Raw genomic sequence first — 19,572 nt, 5'->3', positions numbered from 1 at the left:
ACGTTTCCCGGACGGCCGGCTTTTGCGGCGGCTCGGCGAACCGATATCACGGCTTGGCCGCGCTGCCAAAGCGTGAGACAAGCGGGCATGACGGCCATGAGACCTGAAGCGAGCAACGAGACGCGGCTGCGCGAAGACATCTGCCGCTTCGGACGGTCCCTGTTCGAGCGCGGGCTGACGCCCGGCTCCTCCGGCAATATCAGCGTCAGGCTGGACGGTGGCGGCTGGCTGGTGACGCCGACCAATGCCTCGCTCGGCTTCCTCGATCCCGCAAAGCTGTCGCGGCTCGACGAAAGCGGCCAGCTGGTATCGGGCGATGCCCCGACCAAGGAAGTTCCGCTGCACACAGCGCTTTACGACACGCGCGGCACTGCACGCGCCATCGTGCATCTGCATTCGACACACTCGGTCGCGCTCTCGATGCTGCCGGAGATCGACCCGCGCGCCGTTCTGCCGCCGATGACGGCCTATTATCTGATGAAATGCGGCGCCACCGCGCTCGTGCCCTACTACCGCCCCGGCGATCCCGCGGTTGCGGATGCGATCAAGGGACTGGCGGGCAAATATTCATCGGTGCTGCTCGCCAATCACGGCCCGGTCGTCGCCGGCGACACGCTGGAGGCCGCGGTGTTCGCGACCGAGGAGCTGGAGGAAACGGCGAAGCTGTACCTGCTGCTGCGCGGGATGAACCCGCGGTATCTCACGCCGGAGCAGGTGACGGATCTGGTGAAGGTGTTCGGGGTGACGCTGCCGGAGCATGGGCACGAACCACACACACCGACGTCATCCTGAGGTGCGCCTGGCGCGATGCTTTGCATCGCGCCGGGAGCCTCGAAGGATGGGCTATAGGCGCTGGCGGCTCATCCTTCGAGGCGCGCAAAAGCGCGCACCTCAGGATGACGGCGGAGCTTGTGTAATGCGCGGGTTTTAGCGGGTTGTAGCCCGCATGAGCGCAGCGATATGCGGGAACGGCGGCCCCGGATATCGCTGCGCTCATCCGGGCTACGGCAGTGTGCTTGTAGCTATAGCCCCAGATACGCCTTCCTGACATCCGGATTGCCCCTGATCTCGGCGGCCGGGCCCTGCATCAGCACGCGGCCGGTTTGCAGGATGTAGGCGCGGTCGGCGATCTCGAGGCACTCGGCCATGCGCTGCTCGACGATCAGCACGGTCATGCCGGCATCGCGGATGCGCAGAACCGCCTGGAAGATCTCGTCGACCAGCTTCGGCATGATGCCCTGCGAGGGTTCGTCCAGCATCAGCAGCCGCGGACGCGTCATCAGCGCGCGGCCGATCGCGAGCATCTGCTGCTCGCCGCCGCTGAGCGTCTCGGCGCGCTGCTCCAGGCGTTCGGCCAGGCGGGGAAACAGCTGGAAGACGAGATCGAGCGGGCCTTCGCGGTCGGCCTCGCCACGGTACAGATAGCTGCCGAGGCGCAAATTGTCGCGCACCGACAGGCGCGGAAACAGGCGGCGGTTCTCCGGCACGTAGGCGATGCCGGCCGCGGTGATATGGTGCTGCGCCATGCCGTTGAGCTGTTTGCCGTCGAACGTCACGGTGCCCGAGCGCGGCCGCTCGGCGCCGGCGATGGATTTGAGCAGCGTCGACTTGCCTGCGCCGTTGGCGCCGGCGACGCAGACGATCTCGCCCTTCTGGACCTCGATCGAGATCGCGGAGATCGCGACCAGGCCCTGATAGGCGGTCGTGACTTCACGCACCGACAGCATGACGATCTCCCAGATATGCGCTGATCACCTTGGGATCGCGGACGACGTCGTTAGGCTTGCCCTCGACCAGCACCTTCCCGAGGTCGAGCACGATGGCGCGGTCGACCAGAGGCATCACGATCTCCATGACGTGCTCGACCATCAGCACGGTGATGCCGGTATCGCGCACCTTGCGCACCAGCGCGACACCGGTCTGCGCCTCGGTCGGCGTCAGGCCGGTGAGGACTTCGTCGAGCAGCAGAAGCTTCGGCTCGGTCGCGAGCGCTCGCGCAACTTCGAGGCGGCGCTTCTCCGCCGGCACGAGGTCGCTGGCGAGCACGTCGGCGCGCGCGGCAAGGCCGGTGAACTCCAGCACCTCGTGCGCCTTGCGGCGCGCCTCGCGCATCACGGTGTTGCGCACCAGCGCACCGACGATCACGTTGTCGACGACGGTCATGGTCTCGAAGCTCTTGACCACCTGGAAAGTGCGCCCGACACCGCGCTGGCAACGTTCCGCCGCCGGCATGTGGGTGACGTCCTCGCCGTCGAACAGAATCGATCCTTGCGTCGGCGGCAGCACGCCGGCGATCAGATTGAAAAGCGTCGACTTGCCGGCGCCGTTGGGGCCGATCAGGCCGACGATCTCGCCGCGGCCGACCGAGATCGAGACGTCGCTGTTGGCGACGAGGCCGCCGAACCGCTGCCAGACGCCGCGGGTTTCAAGAAGCGCGGTCATCGTGCGGTCCCCGTCTTCTTCGGGCGTGAAAACAGGCTCAACAGGCCCCGCGGCAAGGCCAGCGAGATCAGGACGATCAGCGTGCCGTAGACGATGAGGTCGACGCCGCGGCCCGAGCCGCCGAACTTGAAGCGGGTCAGCTCCGTCAGCGGGATCAGGATGGCGGCCCCCAACACCGGCCCCCACAGGGTCCCGATGCCACCGAGCACGGCGGGCAGCGCCATCAGCAGCGAGAACTGGAAGCCCATGACGCTTTCGGGATCGATATAGGAGACGAACTGGGCGTAGAAGCTGCCACCCACCGCGACCAGGAAGGCGGAGACGGCGGCCGCGCCCATCTTGGAATTGAACACGTCGACACCAAGGCTCTCGGCTGCGTCCGGATTGTCCTTGACCGCCCGCCACCAGAACCCCCATTTCGAGTTCTCCAGCCACCAGGTGACGAACCAGGCGAGGCAGCACAGCGCCAGCGCGAAATAAAAGTACGGCAGCTTGGTGCGCAGGAACTGGAATTTCAGCCAGCTGTCGCCGCGGATCGGAATGGTGATGCCCATCGCGGCGCCGGCCCATTCCCAGTTGTGAAACAGCAGCAGTCCGATTTCGGCGATGACGATGGTGGCGATCACGAAATAATGGCCGCGCAGTCGGAAGAAGGGATAGCCCAATCCCATCGCGATCAGCGCCGACACCACGCCGCCCGCCAGCATGCCGAACCACGGCAGCACGCCGAACTTCGTGAACAGCAACTCCGTGGTGTAGGCGCCAAGGCCGAAATACAGCGCGTGCCCGAGCGAGATCTGGCCGCAATAGCCGGACAGGATATTCCAGCTCTGCGACAAGCCCGCATACAACAGCGTCAGGATGAGGATGTTCTGGACGACGACATCCTTCACGAACAAGGGCGTCGCTGCGGCAATCGCGGCGAGCAATGCAGCGATGATGAGGTCGCGGCGACGCCGCGCTGCAAAATCCTTGTCCATCAGATCGATCCGAACAGGCCGCGCGGCCGGATGAAGACGACCAGCAGATAGACCGCGTAGATGCCGACCGATTTCAGCGACGGCGGCAGCACCAGCGCGGTGGTGGCTTCGACGAGGCCGACGATGATGCCGCCGGCAAAGGCGCCGAACACGCTGCCGAAGCCGCCCAGCGCCACCGTGACGTAGGCGATCAAGGCAAAGGACGCGCCGACATCAGGATAGATATAGAAGAAGCTTGCCATGATCGCACCGGCGAGACCGACCAGCGCAGCCCCAAGGCCCCAGCCGAACGCGAACACGCGGTTCTTGTCGATGCCGACCAGCGCGACTGCGCCTGGATCTTCGCGGGTGGCTTCCAGCGCACGGCCGAAATCGGTGCGGTGGATGAAGAAATAAAGACCGGCAAAAGCGAGGATCGAGACCAGTGCGCCGACCAATTGCGGCTCGGGCAGGAAGATGCCGGCAATCGAGATGGTCTTGCCGCCAAGCCAGGAGTGCGGAATACTGCGATAGTCCGGCGTGAAGAAGAACTGCGCCAGGCCGCGCATGACGATGGCAAGGCCGAAAGTGGTGAAGATCTGCACCATGCCGGCATTGGCCTTGGCCCGCATGGCGAAGCGTACGATCAAGAGGTAGATCACCGCCCCGAACACGAACAGGGCCGCGGCGACCAATGGCGCCGACAGCAAGGGGTCGATGGCGAAGAACGCGAACAGAAAGAAGGACAGGTACATCGCGATCATCAGGAACTCGCCATGGGCGAAGTTCGTGACGTCCATCAGGCCGAAGATCAGCGCGAGGCCGACCGCGATCAGTCCGTACAGCAGGCCCATCAGAAGGCCGCTCGCGAGACTCTGGATAATGGCTTGGGCTGTCAAAGTCTGTCCCCCGTCCGAAACATCGTCCCTCGCTCCGTCATTGCGAGCGCAACGAACCTCCACACCACGGCCGTCATCCTGAGGTGCGCGCTCTTGCGCGCCTCGAAGGATGGCCGCAAGCGCACCGCCGACCCATCCTTCGAGGCTTCACCTTGCGATGCTTGGCATCGCAAGGCTCGCACCTCCAGCGACAACCGCTTCGCGGTTGCGCGGGGATGACGGCGGTGGTTGTCGCTTACTTCATCGGCCAGACCGCTTCCGCAATCGCGGCCTGCGGCGGGAAGATGGTGACGAACTTGCCGCCGATATACTGCAGCAGGACCGGGTCGGCGTCGTTGTTCTGGCCCATCTCGTCGAACTTGACGCGCTTCCAGGGCATGATGGTCTGCTCGCCCGGGATGTCGGTCGCGGCAAGCGCATCGCGAATCTTCTCGCCGTCGGTCGACTTGGCGCGGTTGATGGCGTCGGCGAGGATGATCAGACCCATAAACTGGCGCGAGGTGAGGTCGTTGAAATCCTTGCCCGAGCGCGCCTTGAACATGTCGTTGATCTTGCCGACCATCGGGCGCTTCTGCGCGAGGTCGAGCGAGAAGGTGCCGCGCGAGATCACGCCTTCGAGCTTGTCGCCGACGGCATCATAGAGCGCCTTCTCGGAGAAGCCGGCGTCCTGCGCCACGATCGCGTTCGGCTTGTAGCCGAGTTCGGCCATGGTCTTGACCAGCAGGATGCCGTCGGTGGTGTAGCTCGAGGGCATCAGCACGTCGGCATTGGCGGACTTGAGCTGCTGCACTTCGGCTGAGAGCGAGGGCGAATTGGCGCGATACTTGATGTCGGTGACGATCTTGTAGCCGCGCTCGCCGGCGATCTTGGCCTGGGCGTTGCCGGAATCGGTGCCGAAGATGGTGTCCTCGTGGAACAGCGACAGCGTCTCGATCTTGGTGCCCTTCTTCTTCAAGGCGTCGAAGAAGTCGAACATCGCGGCCGAATACATCTCGTCATGCGGCGCAGCACGGAAATAATATTTCAGGCCGCGGCGATGCAGGCTGGGCGAGGAATTGTCGGCGGAGACGAACGGGACCTGGTAGCGCTCGCAGATCTGGCTGACGGTGACGGCGACCGCGCTCTGATAGGTGCCGATGATGGCAGAGACCTTCTCCTGCGTGATCAGGCGCTCGGCCTCGGCGCGGCCCTTCTGCGGATCGGCCTGGTGGTCTGCGAACACGAGGCGAATTTTGGCGCCGCCGAGACCCGGAAGGCCCTCGCCCTTGGCCAGCGGCAGGTCGAAATCGGTGGCCTTGTTGATGACCTCGAGCGCGGTCTCATAGGCCTTCTGGGCATCGACGCCCTGCTGCGCGCTGCCGCCGGAGAACGGATAGATCACGCCGATCACGACTTCCGAAGTCTGTGCACGTGCAGCCAGCGGCACCAGCGCTGCAGTTGCGGTGGCACCCAACAATACGTCGCGGCGAGTGATCGTCATGGCAGAGTCCTCTTTGACTGAATTTCGACTGATCGAATGAAGCGATTGACGGATGCGGTAAAGCTCGAAGAAGCAGCAAACGCTGCCCACTAAATCACGGCCATGGTCCTGTTCTTGAGATCCGTCACCAGCATCAGGCCGGGCGAATGCGTAACGGCGAACGGGAGCCTGGCGGCATTGATCACCGATTGCGGTGTCACGCCGCAGGCCCAGAACACCGGAATCTCGTCGTCGGCGACCGGCACCGGATCGCCGTAGTCCGGCTTGGCGATGTCCTTGATGCCGATCAGATGCGGATGGCCGAGATGCACGGGCGCGCCATGCACGGCGGGATAACGCGAGGTGATCTGCACGGCGCGGATGGCATCGGCGGGCTTGAACGGACGCATCGAGACCACCATGGGACCGGCGAACGGACCGGCCTCGCCGCAGGCGATGTTGGTACGATACATCGGCACCCGCACATTGAGCTCGATGTGGCGGATCGGCATGCCCTCGTCGAGCAAGGCTTCTTCAAACGAGAACGAGCAGCCGAGCACGAAGGTCACGAGATCGTCGCGCCAATGCTTCGTCACATCGGTCGGCTCGTCGACGACCTCGCCGTCGCGCCATACGCGGTAGCGCGGCACATCGGTGCGGATGTCGAGATCGGCACCAAGCGAAGGAATGTAGGGACTGCCGACATCGGACATGCCGATGATCGGGCACGGCTTCGGATTGAGCTGGCAGAAGCGATGAAAGGCGCCGGCATATTCCGCCGGCAGGATCGCCAGATTGCCTTGGACGAAGCCGGGGGCGACGCCGGCGGTGGAAGCGACCAGCCCTTGCCGGTAGGCAAGCCGCGCCTTGCGGCTCGGAAGGGCGTCGGGCATTTCAGTTTGCTGCATTGCCACCAAAACAGTCATGTAATCGACCTGCCTATAAACTCGACAAAGACAGCCAACACCAAGCGTGCTATAAAGTCTAATCGTCCTTTCTAATCGATATCGATAAATTCAATTTATCGATGAGGAAAATCCATCCAATGCTTGACTTCAGGTCGATCGAGACTTTTCTCTGGGTCGTAAAGCTCGGCAGCTTCCGCGGCGCCGCAGCACGGCTCAATACGACCCAGCCGGCGATCTCCCAGCGCATCGCCCAGCTCGAGCGCGAGATGGGCGTCAAGCTCCTCAACCGCGATCATCGCGTGGCCTCCCCGACGCCGACGGGCCGGCAGATGATGGTCTATGCGGAGAAGCTGATCGGACTGCGCGCTCAGATGATGGCAGAGATCGGTGACCGTTCCGCAATGCGCGGCGTCATGCGGCTCGGCGTTGCCGAGACCATCGTGCACACCTGGTTGCCGCGCCTGGTGAAGAGCGTCGACCAAGTCTATCCGAACCTGTCGCTCGAGATCGAGGTCGACATCACGCCGAATCTCACCGCGCGCCTGCTCGCGCAGGAGATCGAGCTTGCCTTCGTGGTCGGACCGCTGTCGGCGTCCGGCGTGCACAATCGCGTGCTCGCCGATTACCCGATCGGCTTCCTCGCAAGCCCTTCGCTCGGCCTCGGCAAAGGCCGGGTGACACCGGCCGAGCTCGCGCGGTTTCCGATCATCACCTTCCCGCGCAAGACGAAGCCTTACGAGGTCGTGCGCGAGGTATTCGACCGGCCGGAGCTGCCGCCGATCCGGCTGCATGCGTCCGCGTCGCTCGCCACCGTCATCCACATGGCGGTCGAAGGGCTCGGCGTCGCCGTGATCCCCGACGCGATCGTCGAAAAGGAGCTCGCCGACGGGCGGCTGCAGCTGCTCGACACCGATCTCGCGATCGCACCGCTGACCTTTACCGCAAGCTGGCTCGCCTCGCCCGACGTCGTCGCCGTGGAGCGCGTCGCCGAGCTTGCACGGCAGATTGCGCAGAGCAGCCTCGCAGTTGACGCGCCCGCGCTGGCGCGGCATTGAAAAAGGCGCCGGACGAAAGAGAGAACGACCGCATGAGCCGAGCCGCCACCAATCTGCAAATCGATTCCGCCCGCCTCTGGGGCTCCATCCACGAGACCGCGCAATTTGGCGCGACGGCCAAGGGCGGCGTGCGGCGGCTGACGCTGAGCAGCGAAGACAAGCAGGTGCGCGACTGGTTCCGCAAGGCGTGCGAGGACGCAGGTCTCGAGGTGCACACTGACGCGCTCGGCTCTCAGTTCGGCCTGCGCAAGGGCCGCGACATGTCGAAGCCGCCCGTCGGCATCGGCTCGCATCTCGATACCCAGCCGACCGGCGGCAAGTATGACGGCATCCTGGGCACGCTCGGCGCGCTCGAAGTCATCCGGACGCTGAACGATGCCGGCATCGAGACCGAAGCTCCGATCTGCGTCGTCAACTGGACCAACGAGGAAGGCTCGCGCTTCGCGCCCGCGATGATGGCCTCCGCGGCCTATGTCGGCGACTTCACCACCGACGACATCTTGTCGCGCAAGGACATCGACGGCACGACCGTCGGCCAGGCGCTCGACAGCATCGGCTATCGCGGCGACAAGCCGGTCGGCTTCCAGAAGCTTGGCTGCTTCGTCGAATTGCACATCGAGCAAGGTCCGATTTTGGAGGCCGAAGGCAAGACCATTGGCATCGTCGATTCCGGCCAGGGCGTGCTCTGGTACGACGGCAAGATCTCCGGCTTCGAGAGCCATGCCGGCTCGACCCCGATGCCGCTGCGCCGCGATGCGCTGGCGACGCTGTCGGAGATCGTGCTGGCGATGGAGGCGATCGCCAGGAAGCACGGGCCCAAGGCGGTCGGCACCATCGGCGAGGCCGTGATCGCAAATCCTTCGCGCAACGTCATTCCCGGCGAGATCGCCTTCACCATGGACTGCCGCAGCGCGGACGGCGCCATCATGGACGCGCTCGATCGCGATTTGCGCGCCGCGATTGCGGAGATCGCCGCGCGTCGCAAGGTCGAGGTCAAGATCGACCTGGTCTGGCGCAAGCCGCCGACGCATTTCGATTCCAAGCTGGTCGCGGCGGTCGAGAACGCGGCCAAGACGCTCGGCTATTCCTCGCGCCGCATCACCTCCGGCGCCGGCCACGACGCCTGCAACCTCAACACCGTGATGCCGGCGGCGATGGTGTTCGTGCCCTGCAAGGACGGCATCAGCCACAACGAGCTGGAAGACGCCACGCAGCCCGATTGCGCCGCGGGCACCAACGTTCTCATGCATACCGTGCTGGCGATCGCCGGCGTCGCATCCTGACCGGAGAGAATAATGCGCGGAGTTTTCGTCGACGCCAATGAAGCGCTTGCGGTGATCATGGAGCGGCTCGAGAAGCCCGGCGATCCCAAGGTGCGGATCCACAGGGATCCCGATATCAAGCCCGAGCAATACCCCGAGATCCTCGACGGCGCCGAGATCGCGATCGTCGACCACACCGCGCTGCCGACCGAGGTGGTGAAGAAGTGTGCGGGGCTGAAGCACGTCGTGTTCCTCGGCACCGGTGCGCGCAGCTACATGAACCCGGAGGAGCTGGCTGAACTCGGCATCTCCGTGCATCTGATCAAGGGCTATGGCGACACTGCGGTCGCCGAATCCGCGATCGCACTGATGTGGGCCTCGGCCCGCGGCATCGCCATGATGGATCGCGAGATGCGCGACGGCAACTGGCTGCGCGAAGACGGCATGCAGCTCACCGGCAAGACACTCGGCCTGATCGGTTTCGGCGGCATTGCCGCCGAGGTCGCGCGTATTGCGTCCGGCAGCGGCATGAAGGTGATCGCCTGGAACCGCTCGCCGAAGAGCCATCCGGGTGTCGAATTCACCGATCTCGACAGCGTGCTGGCAAGGAGTGACGTCTTATCGCTGCATCTGCTGCTCAACGACGAGACGCGCGGCATGATCACGCGCGAGAAGATCGCAAAGATGAAGCCGGGCGTCATCCTCATCAACACCGCCCGTGCCGCTGTTGTCGACGAGGCCGCCATGATCGATGCGCTGAAGTCAGGTCACATCCGCCATGCCGGGCTCGACGTCTTCAACATCGAACCGCTGCCCGGCGATCATCCGTTGACGAAGATTCCCAACGTGACGCTGTCGGCGCATTCGGCGTTCCGTACGCCGGAGGCGAGCGAAAATCTTATTGAAGCGGCATGGGTTCATTGCCGCCGGATCGTGAATTCGTAGGGTGGGTCAGCCCTGCGGAGGCGCGAAGCGCCTCTGCAGGGCGTAACCCACCTTTTTCTATTCCGCGGGGACAGAAGCGGTGGGTTACGCCTTCGGCTAACCCACCCTACACTCCCCGCCAAATCGCGAAGGGATAAGAGCAACAATGGCCGACTATCGCACCATCAAGGCAGAGCCGCTCACCAACGCCATCCGCGCCATCGTCAAGGCCGGCGGCTCCTCGGACCGCGAGGCCGAACTGGTGTCCACCAATCTGGTCGAGGCCAATCTCAAGGGCCACGACTCCCACGGCGTCGGCATGATCCCGCGCTACGTCCAGAGCGTCGTCAACGGCGGCCTCGCCGTGAACGCGCACGTCAAGACCGTGCTCGACACCGGGCCGCTGCTCACCCTCGACGGCGTCACCGGCTACGGCCAGGTGATCGGACATGAAGCGATGGAGCTGGCGGCAGCCCGCGCCAAGCAAAACGGCGTGTGCCTCGTCGGCCTCTCCAACTCGCATCACATCGGCCGCATCGGCCACTGGGCCGAGCAGTGCATCGACCACGGGCTGGTCTCGATCCACTTCGTCAACGTCATTTCCCGCCCGATCGTTGCGCCGTGGGGCGGCAGCGATGCGCGCCACGGCACCAACCCGTTCTGCGTCGGCATCCCGCGCAGGGGCAAGGACCCGATCGTGCTCGACTTCGCCACCAGCCGGATCGCGCAAGGCAAGACCCGCGTCGCCCACAACAAGGGCGTCGAGCTCGAGCCCGGTACCATCATCGACAACGAGGGCAAGCCGACCGTCAACCCGCGCTACACCGTGATCCCGCCGCACGGCGCCATCCTGCCGTTCGGCGAGCACAAAGGCTCGGGGCTCGCGCTGGTGTGCGAAATCCTCGGCGGCGCGCTCTCCGGCGGTCAGGTGGTCAAGGGCCCGTCCGACGGCAAGCACAACGTCCTCAACGGCATGCTCTCGATCGTGATCGACCCCGGCAAGCTCGGCACCGGCGAGAACCTCGCCCGTGAAGTCGAGAGCTTCGTCGCCTGGCACACCGGCTCGCCGCCGGCCGCCGGCGTCGACAAGGTCAAGATCGCCGGCGAGCCCGAGCGCGAGACCAAGAAGAAGCGCTTGGCCGAAGGCATTCCGGTCGATCCAACCACCTGGCAGGAGATCATCGAGGCCGGAAAGAAGTTCGGGCTGGATCAGGCGGCGATCGAGAAGATCGCGGGTTGATTGACCTGACGCGGATTGTAGGGTGGGCAAAGCGAAGCGTGCCCACCACTTCTGATCGAATTTTCCGTGATGGAAGAGGTGGGCACGGCGCTTAGCGCCTTTGCCCACCCTACGAAGGTCAATCCACCATATCCGCGACCGCCTTGCCGCAGGCCGTGGTGTCGGCGTTGCCGCCGAGGTCCTTGGTGCGGAGCGTACGTTCGGCCAGCGTGCGCTCGATCGCCTCGACGATCGACTTGCCCGCGACCTTCTCGCCGAGATGATCAAGCATCATCGCGCCCGACCAGATCGCGCCGATCGGGTTGGCGATGCCCTGCCCCGCGATGTCAGGCGCCGAGCCGTGCACCGGTTCGAACACCGAGGGGAAATCACCCTCGGGGTTGATGTTGCCTGATGGCGCGATGCCGATCGTGCCGGTGCAGGCCGGACCGAGGTCGGAGAGGATGTCGCCGAACAGGTTCGAGCCGACCACGACGTCGAACCAGTCCGGATGCAGCACGAAATTCGCGGTCAGGATGTCGATGTGGTACTTGTCCCACTTCACGCCGGGAAACTTCTTCGCCATCGCCTCCACGCGCTCGTCCCAATAGGGCATGGTGATGGAGATGCCGTTCGACTTGGTCGCCGAGGTCAAATGCTTCTTCGGCCGCGACTGTGCGAGCTCGAAGGCAAACTTCAGGATGCGGTCGACGCCGGTGCGGGTCATCACCGTCTGCTGCGTCACGAACTCGCGGTCGGTGTCCGGGAACATGCGGCCGCCGACGGAGGAATACTCGCCTTCGGTGTTCTCCCGCACCACCCAGAAGTCGATGTCGCCGGGCTTGCGGTTGGCGAGGGGGCACGGCACGCCGGGCATCAGCCGCACCGGCCGCAAATTCACGTATTGGTCGAACTCGCGGCGAAACTTGATCAGTGAGCCCCACAGCGAGACGTGATCGGGAATCTTGGCCGGCCAGCCGACCGCGCCGAAATAGATCGCGTCGTGCTTGCCGATCTTCTCCTTCCAGTCGCCAGGCATCATCTGGCCGTGCTTCTCGTAATAGTCCCAGGACGAGAAGTCGAAATGGTCGAAATGCAGGGAGACCCCGTGCTTCTTCGCCGCCGTCTCCAGGACGCGCAGGCCCTCCGGCATCACTTCCTTGCCGATGCCATCGCCGGGAATGACCGCGATCCGGTATTGCTTCTTGCTCATCGAGAACGTCCTTGGTTGGTCCGGCAGCCGCCGCTTTTTTGACCGCACTGCAATGGACCAAACGCAGCGGCAGTGCAACGCTGCACTGCAATGTTGACCATGGCGCGGCCGAGCGCCTACTGGTTTCATCCAGTTCCCCACCGAGCGAGTAACCTCATGGATCTGCATCTGCGTGGCAAGCGCGTCCTGATCACGGGCGCCTCCAAGGGCATTGGCGCCGCCGCCGCCGAAGCGTTTGCCGAGGAAGGCGCGAACCTCCTGCTCGCCGCGCGCAGCGGCGATCAGCTCAAGGCGCTGGCGGATCGCCTGCGCTCCGCGCACCAGATCGATGCCGCGACGAGCGTCGTGGACCTGCGCAAGCCTGAGGATCTGGCGCGGCTCGCCGGCGAAGCCGCCGACATCGACGTGCTCGTCAACAATGCCGGCGACATCCCCGGCGGCTCGATCGACAAGATCGACGAGGCCATTTGGCGTCACGCCTGGGATTTGAAAGTGTTCGGCTACATCAACCTGACGCGGCAGATCTACGCGCAGATGAAGGCCAAGGGCGGCGGGGTCATCGTCAACGACATCGGGGCGGCCGGCGAAAAGTTCGACGCCAACTACATCTGCGGCAGCGCCGGCAATGCCGCGCTGATGGCCTTCACCCGCGCGCTCGGCGGGAAAAGTCTCGCCGACAACATCCGGGTGGTCGGCATCAATCCCGGCCCCGTCGGCACCGACCGGCACGTCACGCTGCTCAAGACGCGGGCAAAGCACCAGTTCGGCGACGAGAGCCGCTACAAGGAATTCCAGAAGAGCCTGCCGCTCGGCCGCCCCGCGCATGCCCGCGAGATCGGCGACCTCATGGCATTCCTGGCGTCGGACCGCGCCGGCTATACCTCGGGCGTGATCTACACGGTCGACGGCGGCATCAGCGCAGGCTGGAGTTAGTTTATCTCGTTGCGAGCGCAGCGAAACAAGCCAGACCGTTGCCGAGGAGGGACCCTGGATTGCTTCGTCGCTCTGCTCCTCGCAATGACGAACACAGTAAGCATGGGAGTAAAATAGTTGTCTAAAGACCTGATCCACGAATCCGCATGCGCCGTCGTCGACAAGCTGCGGTCCGGCGACGTCTCGCCGCTCGAACTGTTGGATGTGCTGGAGAAGCGCATCGGTGAGGTCGACGGCAAGGTCAACGCGCTGCCGACGCTGTGCTTCGATCGCGCGCGCGACAACGCCAAGGCGCTGATGCAGAAGCCGGCCGGTGCGCGTGGGTTGCTCGCAGGCATGCCGGTGCCGATCAAGGATCTGACCGACGTCGCAGGCGTGTTGAACACGCAGGGCTCGCCGATCTTCAAGGACAACATTCCCGCCAAGTCCGACCTCATGGTCGAGAATCTCGAAGCCAACGGCGCGGTGGTCTACGCCAAGTCCAACACGCCGGAATTCGGCGCCGGCGCCAACACCTTCAACGAAGTGTTCGGCGCAACCCTCAATCCCTGGGATATTTCGAAATCCGCGGCGGGCTCCTCCGGCGGCGCCGCGGTGGCGCTGGCCACCGGCATGGCCTGGCTGGCGCAGGGCTCAGACATGGGCGGCAGCTTGCGCAGCCCCGCGGCTTTCTGCGGCGTCGTCGGCATGCGCCCGAGCATCGGCCGCGTCGCGCATACCCCCAAATCCGGCATCGATCGCAATCTCGGCGTGGTCGGTCCGATGGCGCGTAACGTCGAGGATCTCGCGCTGCTGCTGGATGCCATGAGCGGCGATTTCGCGGATGACCCGCTGTCGCTGCCGGCGCCCACGACCTCGTTCCTGTCGGCGGCACAGTCAGGCAGGAAGCCGAAGCGGATCGCCTATTCACCCGATCTCGGCATCACGCCCGTCGATCCCGAGGTGAAGGCGATCACGCGCAAGGCGGCGGAACGCTTTGCCGAGGCCGGCGCCATCATCGAGGAGGCGCATCCGGACTGGCGCGAGGCGCATGAATGCTTCCACGTTCTGCGCGCCTTCGATTTCGCGATCACCAAGGCCAATCTGCTGCGCACCAAGCGCGACCTGCTCAAGCCCGAGGTGATCTGGAACATCGAGGAAGGCCTCAAGCTCACGGTGGAGCAGCTCGAACGCGCCGAGGCCCAGCGCGTCGGCATGACGGCGCGCGCGGTCGAGTTCTTCAAGACCTACGATCTCCTGCTGACGCCCACCACGATCGTACCGCCATTCCCGATCGAGCACCGCTATGTCGCGGAATGTGCGGGCAAGCGATTCGACAATTACGTCGAGTGGCTCGGCATCGTCTACGCCATCACACTGGCCTGCTGCCCCTCGCTGTCGCTGCCCTGCGGCTTCACCGCCTCGGGCCTGCCGGTCGGCGTGCAGGTCGTCGGCGCGCCGCGCGCGGACGCACAGGTGCTCGCGGGCGCGAAGGTGCTGGAGGATATTCTGGACCTGCGCGGGACGACGCCGATCGATCCGAAGGTGAAGAAATAACCCCTCTGGTGCCTCGGACGCAGCGCAGCGCTTCTTCAGTGGTGCGCTGCAGAGCCGGGGTCCATGCCTCCACGACTTCCCGTGCATCCCTGGGTCCCGGCTCTGCGGCGCAGCGCTTGCGCGCTGCACCTTGTCCGGGACACGAGATAACTCACCTTCCGCTCGTTGCCTCCAGGCTCCTGCTGTACCGCGACATCGCGAAGCAGAACATGAAATAGATCGCGGCGACGAAGATGTAGACCTCGACCGAGAATTGCTGCCAGGCGGGATCGATGATTGCCGTCTTGGCCGTGGTCAGCAGATCGAAGATTCCGATGATGAGGACGAGGCTGGTGTCCTTGAAGAAGGCGATGAAGGTATTGACCAGCGGCGGGATGACGTGGCGGATCGCCTGCGGCAGCACGATCAGCCGGTGCTTGCGCCAGTAGGACAGCCCCAGCGCATCAGCCGCTTCATATTGCCCGCGCGGCACGGCCTGCAGGCCGCCGCGGATGACCTCCGCGAGATAGGCGCCGGCGAACAGGATGATCGCGACCTGGGCGCGCAGCAGCTTGTCGATGTTGAATCCAGCGGGCATGAACAGCGGAAACATCACGCTCGCCATAAACAAGAGGCTCACCAGCGGCACGCCGCGGATCAGCTCGACATAGAGCACGCTGAGCGAGCGGATCGCCGGCAGCTTCGAGCGCCGGCCAAGCGCGACGAGAATGCCGAGCGGGAAGCCGAATGCGAGACCTAACGTCGCCAGGATCAGCGTCACCGGCAAACCGCCCCAGCGATCCTGCGAGACAAAGGAAAGGCCGAGCACGCCGCCCCACATCAGCACGCTGATCAGCGCGAGCGCGCCGATCCAGAGAAGAACCAGCTCGCGCCGCCACAAGGCGCGGCGGGTGGAGAGAAAATACAACGCGATGAACAGCAGCACCGACAGCGCCGGCCGCCACTGCTCGTCGAACGGATAGGTGCCGAACAGGATGAAGCGGTACTTCTCGGGAATGATCGCCCAACAGGCGCCGAGGCCGCGCACCGCGCGGCAGGGGCTGGAATCGTTCGCCGGCGTCAACCATACGGCATTGGCAATACCCCACTGCACGAAACTGAAGATGCCCTTGGCGAGCACCGCCAGCAGCACGACGGTGAGAATGCCGTTCGGGATCGACGAGAACAGATTGGTGCGCAGCCAGCGCAGCACCGGATTGCCGATCTGTGGACGGCGGGCGGCACGCGGTGCGTCGGGGATGTCGGCGATCACGGTCATGCTCAGCGCTCCACCAGCGCGATGCGCGAATTGTACCAGTTCATGAAGAAGCTGATGGACAAGCTGATGGTCAGGAACACCGCCATGATCAGTGCGATGGCTTCGATGGCCTGCCCGGTCTGGTTCAGCGTGGTGTTGGCGATCGAGACCACGTCCTGGTAGCCGATCGCGACCGCAAGCGAGGAGTTCTTGGTCAGGTTGAGATACTGGCTGGTCATCGGCGGCACGATGACGCGCAGCGCCTGCGGCAGGATGATCTGCCGCAGCATGAAGCTGCGGCGCAGGCCGAGCGCGTTGGCGGCGTCCCACTGTCCGCGTGGCACGGACTGGATGCCGCTACGCACGATCTCGGCGATGAAGGCCGAGGTGTAGGTGACCAGCGCGATCAGCAGCGCGAAATATTCCGGGGCAAGCGTCAGCCCGCCGACGAAGTTGAAGCCGCGCAGCGCCGGCCATTCGATCGTCCAGGACACGCGAAGCAGGACGGACACCACCACGGGCAACCCGAGGATCAAGCTCACCGCAAAGGGCCATACCGGCCGCGGCTTGCCGTCGCGCATCTGCTGAGCAACCAGCCATCGGCGGATGAGATAGACCGCGGCAAGGCCGAACGCCGCCGTGCCGAGCACCCAGAGCTGCGGCGGGCCAAGCGGAATTGCCGGCAGGATCAGGCCGCGATTGGACAGGAACACGCCCTCGATCGGCCGCCATGCCGCGCGCGCGGCCGGCAGCGCCTGCATCAGCACGTACCAGAACAGAAGTTGAAGCAGCAGCGGGATGTCGCGAAGCGTTTCGACATAGACGGCGGCAAGGCGTGACAGCAGCCAGTTGGCCGACAATCGCGAGATACCGATCAGCGTCCCCACGATGGTCGCGAGCAAGATGCCGATCACGGCGATGCGCAGGGTGTTGCCGACGCCGACGACGAAAGCCCAGAGATAGCTGTCTCTCGGATTATAGGCCAGCAGGCTGTCGGCGATGGGCATGCCGGCCTCGCGGCCGAGGAAGGCAAACCCGGTCGTGATGCGGCGCGCCGAGAGGTTGGTGACGGTGTTGGACCAGAGAAAACCGACAACGCCAACGACGATCGCGACCACCAGCACCTGCCAGAACAGGCCCTTCAGCTCGCGGGGCCCCCATGCGCCGAAAAAGCGGGGGCGCGGCGGCGGCCTCGACGTGTCTGTGGTCACAGCGCAAAAATCCTTCTCGAGAGGCGGCGATTTCCGGCAGCGGCACGTCAACTGTTGCACCAATCCAAAAGTCGTGCAACAAATGTTTCATGGCCGAGCCCGCGAAATCCTCGCCACTGAGCGAACTGCGCATTGCATTGCCTTCGTTGCCGATGCGGCTGCAGGAAGTCGGACGCTTCGTCGCCGCCAACGATTACGATGCCACCACCCGCTCGATGCGCGACCTCGCGGCCGAAGCCGGCGCCGATCCCGCCGCGTTCACGCGGCTCGCCAAGGCGATCGGCTATTCGGGCTGGGACGAATTGCGCGCAGCACTGACCGAGGCGCGGCGTCCCTCGCAGACCGCACCCTTCTCCGGCCGCGCCAGAAGCCGCCGGCCCGGCCCGAATGCCGATGTTTCGCTGGTCACCGACAAGCTCGAGGCCGAAGCCGCCGGACTTCCACGCATTCCGGCCCAGCCGATTGCGGAGGCCGCGCGCTCCCTGCATGAGGCCAAGCGGATCTGGATTGCCGGCTATCGCAGCTGCCGCAGCGTCGCCGAGCTGTTGAACTACGAGCTGCGGCTGTTCCGTCCCGAACAGGTGCAACTCATCGGAACGTCGGGCCCCGACGATCTCGACCTCGGTGCCTTCCGCCGTGGCGAGGCCGTCATCGTCATCGGCTTCCTGCCCTACACGCATGCGAGCGTCCGCGTCGCGCAAGCCGCCCATCATTGCGGCGCAACGCTGATTACCATCGCGGACAGCCTCTCGGCACCGATGGCCGAGGGGGCCGACCACGTCCTGCTGTTCGAGGCAGCCTCTTCTCCCGGCTTCTTCCCGAGTCTCACCGGCGCGATCGCGATCGCGCAGTCGCTGGCTGCAGTGACGTTCGCGCTCGGCGGCGTCGCCGCGAAGAAGCGCCTGGAGCATACCGAGGCGCGGCTCGCTGCTGCCTCCACCTACGTTTCGGAGAAAGGTTGACCGATGGCCACCCGCACCAGCCGCGTGCTGCACCGCTCGTTGCGCGAGACGCCCCCCAAGGCGATCGGCGGCGAAGGCGTCTATCTCTTTGCGGAGGACGGACGGCGCGTGCTCGACGCCTCCGGCGGCGCCGCCGTCTCGTGTCTCGGCCACCAGCATCCCCGCGTGATCGCGGCGATGGCGAAGCAAGCCTCGACGCTCGCCTATGCACACACCGCCTTCTTCTCGTCCGAGCCGGCCGAGGCGCTGGCCGAAACCCTGGTCGGGCACGAGCCCGGCGGCCTCGCCTATGCGTATTTCGTCAGCGGCGGATCCGAGGCGATCGAAGCCAGCATCAAGCTCGCGCGGCAATATTTCATCGAGCGCGGCGAGCCACAGCGGCAACATTTCATCGCGCGACGACAGAGCTACCACGGCAACACGCTGGGCGCCCTCGCCGCCGGCGGCAACGCCTGGCGGCGCGCGCCCTATGCGCCGCTGCTCTCGGCCGCCTTCAGCCATGTGACGCCGGCATTCGCCTATCACGAGAAGCGCGACGGTGAATCCGATACACAGTTCGTGGCGCGGCTTGCGGCGGAGCTCGAAGCGGAGTTTCAGCGGCTGGGTCCCGACACCGTCGCGGCGTTCCTCGCCGAGCCGGTCGTCGGCGCCACCGCCGGCGCGGTGACGGCACCTGACGGCTACTTCAAGGCGGTGCGCGAGATCTGCGACCGGCACGGCGCGCTGCTCATTCTCGACGAGGTCATGTGCGGCATGGGCCGCACCGGCACCACGCACGCCTGGGAGCAGGAAGGCGTTGCGCCCGACATCCAGGCGATCGCAAAGGGGCTCGGCGGCGGCTACCAGCCGATTGGGGCGATGCTCGCGAGCGGCAGGATCATCGACACCATCCGCGCCGGCTCGGGCGCCTTCCAGCACGGCCACACTTATCTCGCACATCCCCTCGCCTGCGCAGCCGCACTGGCGGTACAGGACGTGATCCGAGAGGACGGCCTGCTCGATCGCGTCAAGGAGCGCGGCAGCCAGCTCGAACAGCGCCTGACCGAGCGCTTCGGCAATCACCGCCATGTCGGCGACATCAGGGGCCGCGGCCTGTTCTGGGCGATCGAGCTGGTCGCCGATCGCGGCAGCCGCACCTCGTTCGATCCGGCGCTCAAGCTCAATCAGAAGATCAAGGCGGAAGCGTTCGCCAATGGTCTCGGCTGCTATCCCGGCGGCGGCACCGTCGACGGCGTGCGCGGCGATCATTTGCTGCTGGCGCCGCCTTACATCACGTCGGCAGATGAGATCGATCAGATCGTCGACAAGCTCGGCACGGCCGTCGACAACGTATTGCGTAGTGTCAATCACTGA

18 protein-coding genes are annotated in these 19,572 nt (G+C 65.0%); 9 read left to right on the top strand and 9 right to left on the bottom strand.

Annotated features, from left to right (window positions below; all coding sequences use genetic code 11):
* Window positions 1–87 precede the first annotated feature (87 nt).
* Window positions 88–792, top strand: a complete 705-nt coding sequence (otnC, locus tag CIT40_RS10890) for a 3-oxo-tetronate 4-phosphate decarboxylase (protein ID WP_162307440.1) — start codon at window positions 88–90, stop codon at window positions 790–792.
* A gap of 230 nt (window positions 793–1,022) precedes the next feature.
* Here the strand turns inward: otnC and CIT40_RS10885 are convergent, their stop codons facing one another.
* From CIT40_RS10885 to CIT40_RS10860, 6 genes are all read right to left on the bottom strand, one after another.
* Complete coding sequence (locus CIT40_RS10885; RefSeq protein ID WP_094892473.1) at window positions 1,023–1,727, bottom strand: ABC transporter ATP-binding protein; 705 nt, start codon at window positions 1,725–1,727, stop codon at window positions 1,023–1,025.
* On the bottom strand, window positions 1,711–2,442 hold the full coding sequence (locus tag CIT40_RS10880; protein WP_094892472.1) for an ABC transporter ATP-binding protein: 732 nt from the start codon (window positions 2,440–2,442) through the stop codon (window positions 1,711–1,713). Before CIT40_RS10880 ends, CIT40_RS10885 begins: the two co-directional genes overlap by 17 nt.
* A complete protein-coding gene (locus CIT40_RS10875; protein WP_094892471.1) occupies window positions 2,439–3,422 on the bottom strand; it encodes a branched-chain amino acid ABC transporter permease in 984 nt (327 codons plus the stop codon). Before CIT40_RS10875 ends, CIT40_RS10880 begins: the two co-directional genes overlap by 4 nt.
* A complete protein-coding gene (locus tag CIT40_RS10870) occupies window positions 3,422–4,255 on the bottom strand; it encodes a branched-chain amino acid ABC transporter permease (protein WP_244612001.1) in 834 nt (277 codons plus the stop codon). Before CIT40_RS10870 ends, CIT40_RS10875 begins: the two co-directional genes overlap by 1 nt.
* A gap of 280 nt (window positions 4,256–4,535) precedes the next feature.
* On the bottom strand, window positions 4,536–5,780 hold the full coding sequence (locus CIT40_RS10865) for an ABC transporter substrate-binding protein (protein ID WP_162307439.1): 1,245 nt from the start codon (window positions 5,778–5,780) through the stop codon (window positions 4,536–4,538).
* Between the two features lie 89 nt (window positions 5,781–5,869).
* The gene (locus CIT40_RS10860; RefSeq protein ID WP_094892468.1) at window positions 5,870–6,685 is read right to left on the bottom strand and encodes a putative hydro-lyase; all 816 of its coding nucleotides are present in this window, start codon (window positions 6,683–6,685) and stop codon (window positions 5,870–5,872) included.
* Window positions 6,686–6,804: 119 nt separating this feature from the next.
* Between CIT40_RS10860 and CIT40_RS10855 the strand changes: the two genes are divergently transcribed.
* The 4 genes from CIT40_RS10855 (at window position 6,805) to CIT40_RS10840 (ending at window position 11,148) form a co-directional block, all read left to right on the top strand.
* The gene (locus tag CIT40_RS10855; protein WP_094892467.1) at window positions 6,805–7,722 is read left to right on the top strand and encodes a LysR family transcriptional regulator; all 918 of its coding nucleotides are present in this window, start codon (window positions 6,805–6,807) and stop codon (window positions 7,720–7,722) included.
* Window positions 7,723–7,754: 32 nt separating this feature from the next.
* Entirely contained in the window at window positions 7,755–9,005 is a 1,251-nt protein-coding gene (locus tag CIT40_RS10850; RefSeq protein WP_094892466.1) for a Zn-dependent hydrolase, read from the top strand.
* A 12-nt stretch (window positions 9,006–9,017) separates the two neighbouring features.
* Window positions 9,018–9,929, top strand: a complete 912-nt coding sequence (locus CIT40_RS10845) for an NAD(P)-dependent oxidoreductase (protein WP_094892465.1) — start codon at window positions 9,018–9,020, stop codon at window positions 9,927–9,929.
* 145 nt (window positions 9,930–10,074) lie between these two features.
* A complete protein-coding gene (locus tag CIT40_RS10840; protein WP_094892464.1) occupies window positions 10,075–11,148 on the top strand; it encodes a malate/lactate/ureidoglycolate dehydrogenase in 1,074 nt (357 codons plus the stop codon).
* A 118-nt stretch (window positions 11,149–11,266) separates the two neighbouring features.
* On the opposite strand, the gene CIT40_RS10835 is transcribed toward CIT40_RS10840, so the two are convergent.
* Window positions 11,267–12,340 (bottom strand): tartrate dehydrogenase, encoded by a 1,074-nt coding sequence (locus tag CIT40_RS10835; protein ID WP_094892463.1) that lies wholly within the window; start codon window positions 12,338–12,340, stop codon window positions 11,267–11,269.
* 156 nt (window positions 12,341–12,496) lie between these two features.
* On the opposite strand from CIT40_RS10835, the gene CIT40_RS10830 reads away from it, so the two are divergent.
* Together CIT40_RS10830 and CIT40_RS10825 are read left to right on the top strand one after the other, a co-directional pair.
* A complete protein-coding gene (locus tag CIT40_RS10830; protein WP_094892462.1) occupies window positions 12,497–13,273 on the top strand; it encodes an SDR family oxidoreductase in 777 nt (258 codons plus the stop codon).
* A 117-nt stretch (window positions 13,274–13,390) separates the two neighbouring features.
* Entirely contained in the window at window positions 13,391–14,809 is a 1,419-nt protein-coding gene (locus CIT40_RS10825; protein WP_094892461.1) for an amidase, read from the top strand.
* 151 nt (window positions 14,810–14,960) lie between these two features.
* On the opposite strand, the gene CIT40_RS10820 is transcribed toward CIT40_RS10825, so the two are convergent.
* Window positions 14,961–16,067 carry an amino acid ABC transporter permease gene (locus tag CIT40_RS10820; protein WP_094892460.1) on the bottom strand — a complete coding sequence of 369 codons (1,107 nt, stop codon included), beginning with the start codon at window positions 16,065–16,067 and terminating at the stop codon, window positions 14,961–14,963.
* 2 nt (window positions 16,068–16,069) lie between these two features.
* Entirely contained in the window at window positions 16,070–17,257 is a 1,188-nt protein-coding gene (locus CIT40_RS10815) for an amino acid ABC transporter permease (protein WP_094892459.1), read from the bottom strand.
* 89 nt (window positions 17,258–17,346) lie between these two features.
* Here CIT40_RS10815 and CIT40_RS10810 point away from each other — a divergent pair, with 89 nt between their 5' ends.
* On the top strand, window positions 17,347–18,219 hold the full coding sequence (locus CIT40_RS10810) for a MurR/RpiR family transcriptional regulator (protein ID WP_094892458.1): 873 nt from the start codon (window positions 17,347–17,349) through the stop codon (window positions 18,217–18,219).
* Window positions 18,220–18,222: 3 nt separating this feature from the next.
* Window positions 18,223–19,572 (top strand): aspartate aminotransferase family protein, encoded by a 1,350-nt coding sequence (locus CIT40_RS10805; protein ID WP_094892457.1) that lies wholly within the window; start codon window positions 18,223–18,225, stop codon window positions 19,570–19,572.

The organism is Bradyrhizobium amphicarpaeae (assembly GCF_002266435.3).
In the GTDB taxonomy this organism is placed as follows: Bacteria; Pseudomonadota; Alphaproteobacteria; order Rhizobiales; family Xanthobacteraceae; genus Bradyrhizobium; species Bradyrhizobium amphicarpaeae.
This window is presented reverse-complemented; position numbering and strand designations above follow the sequence as displayed.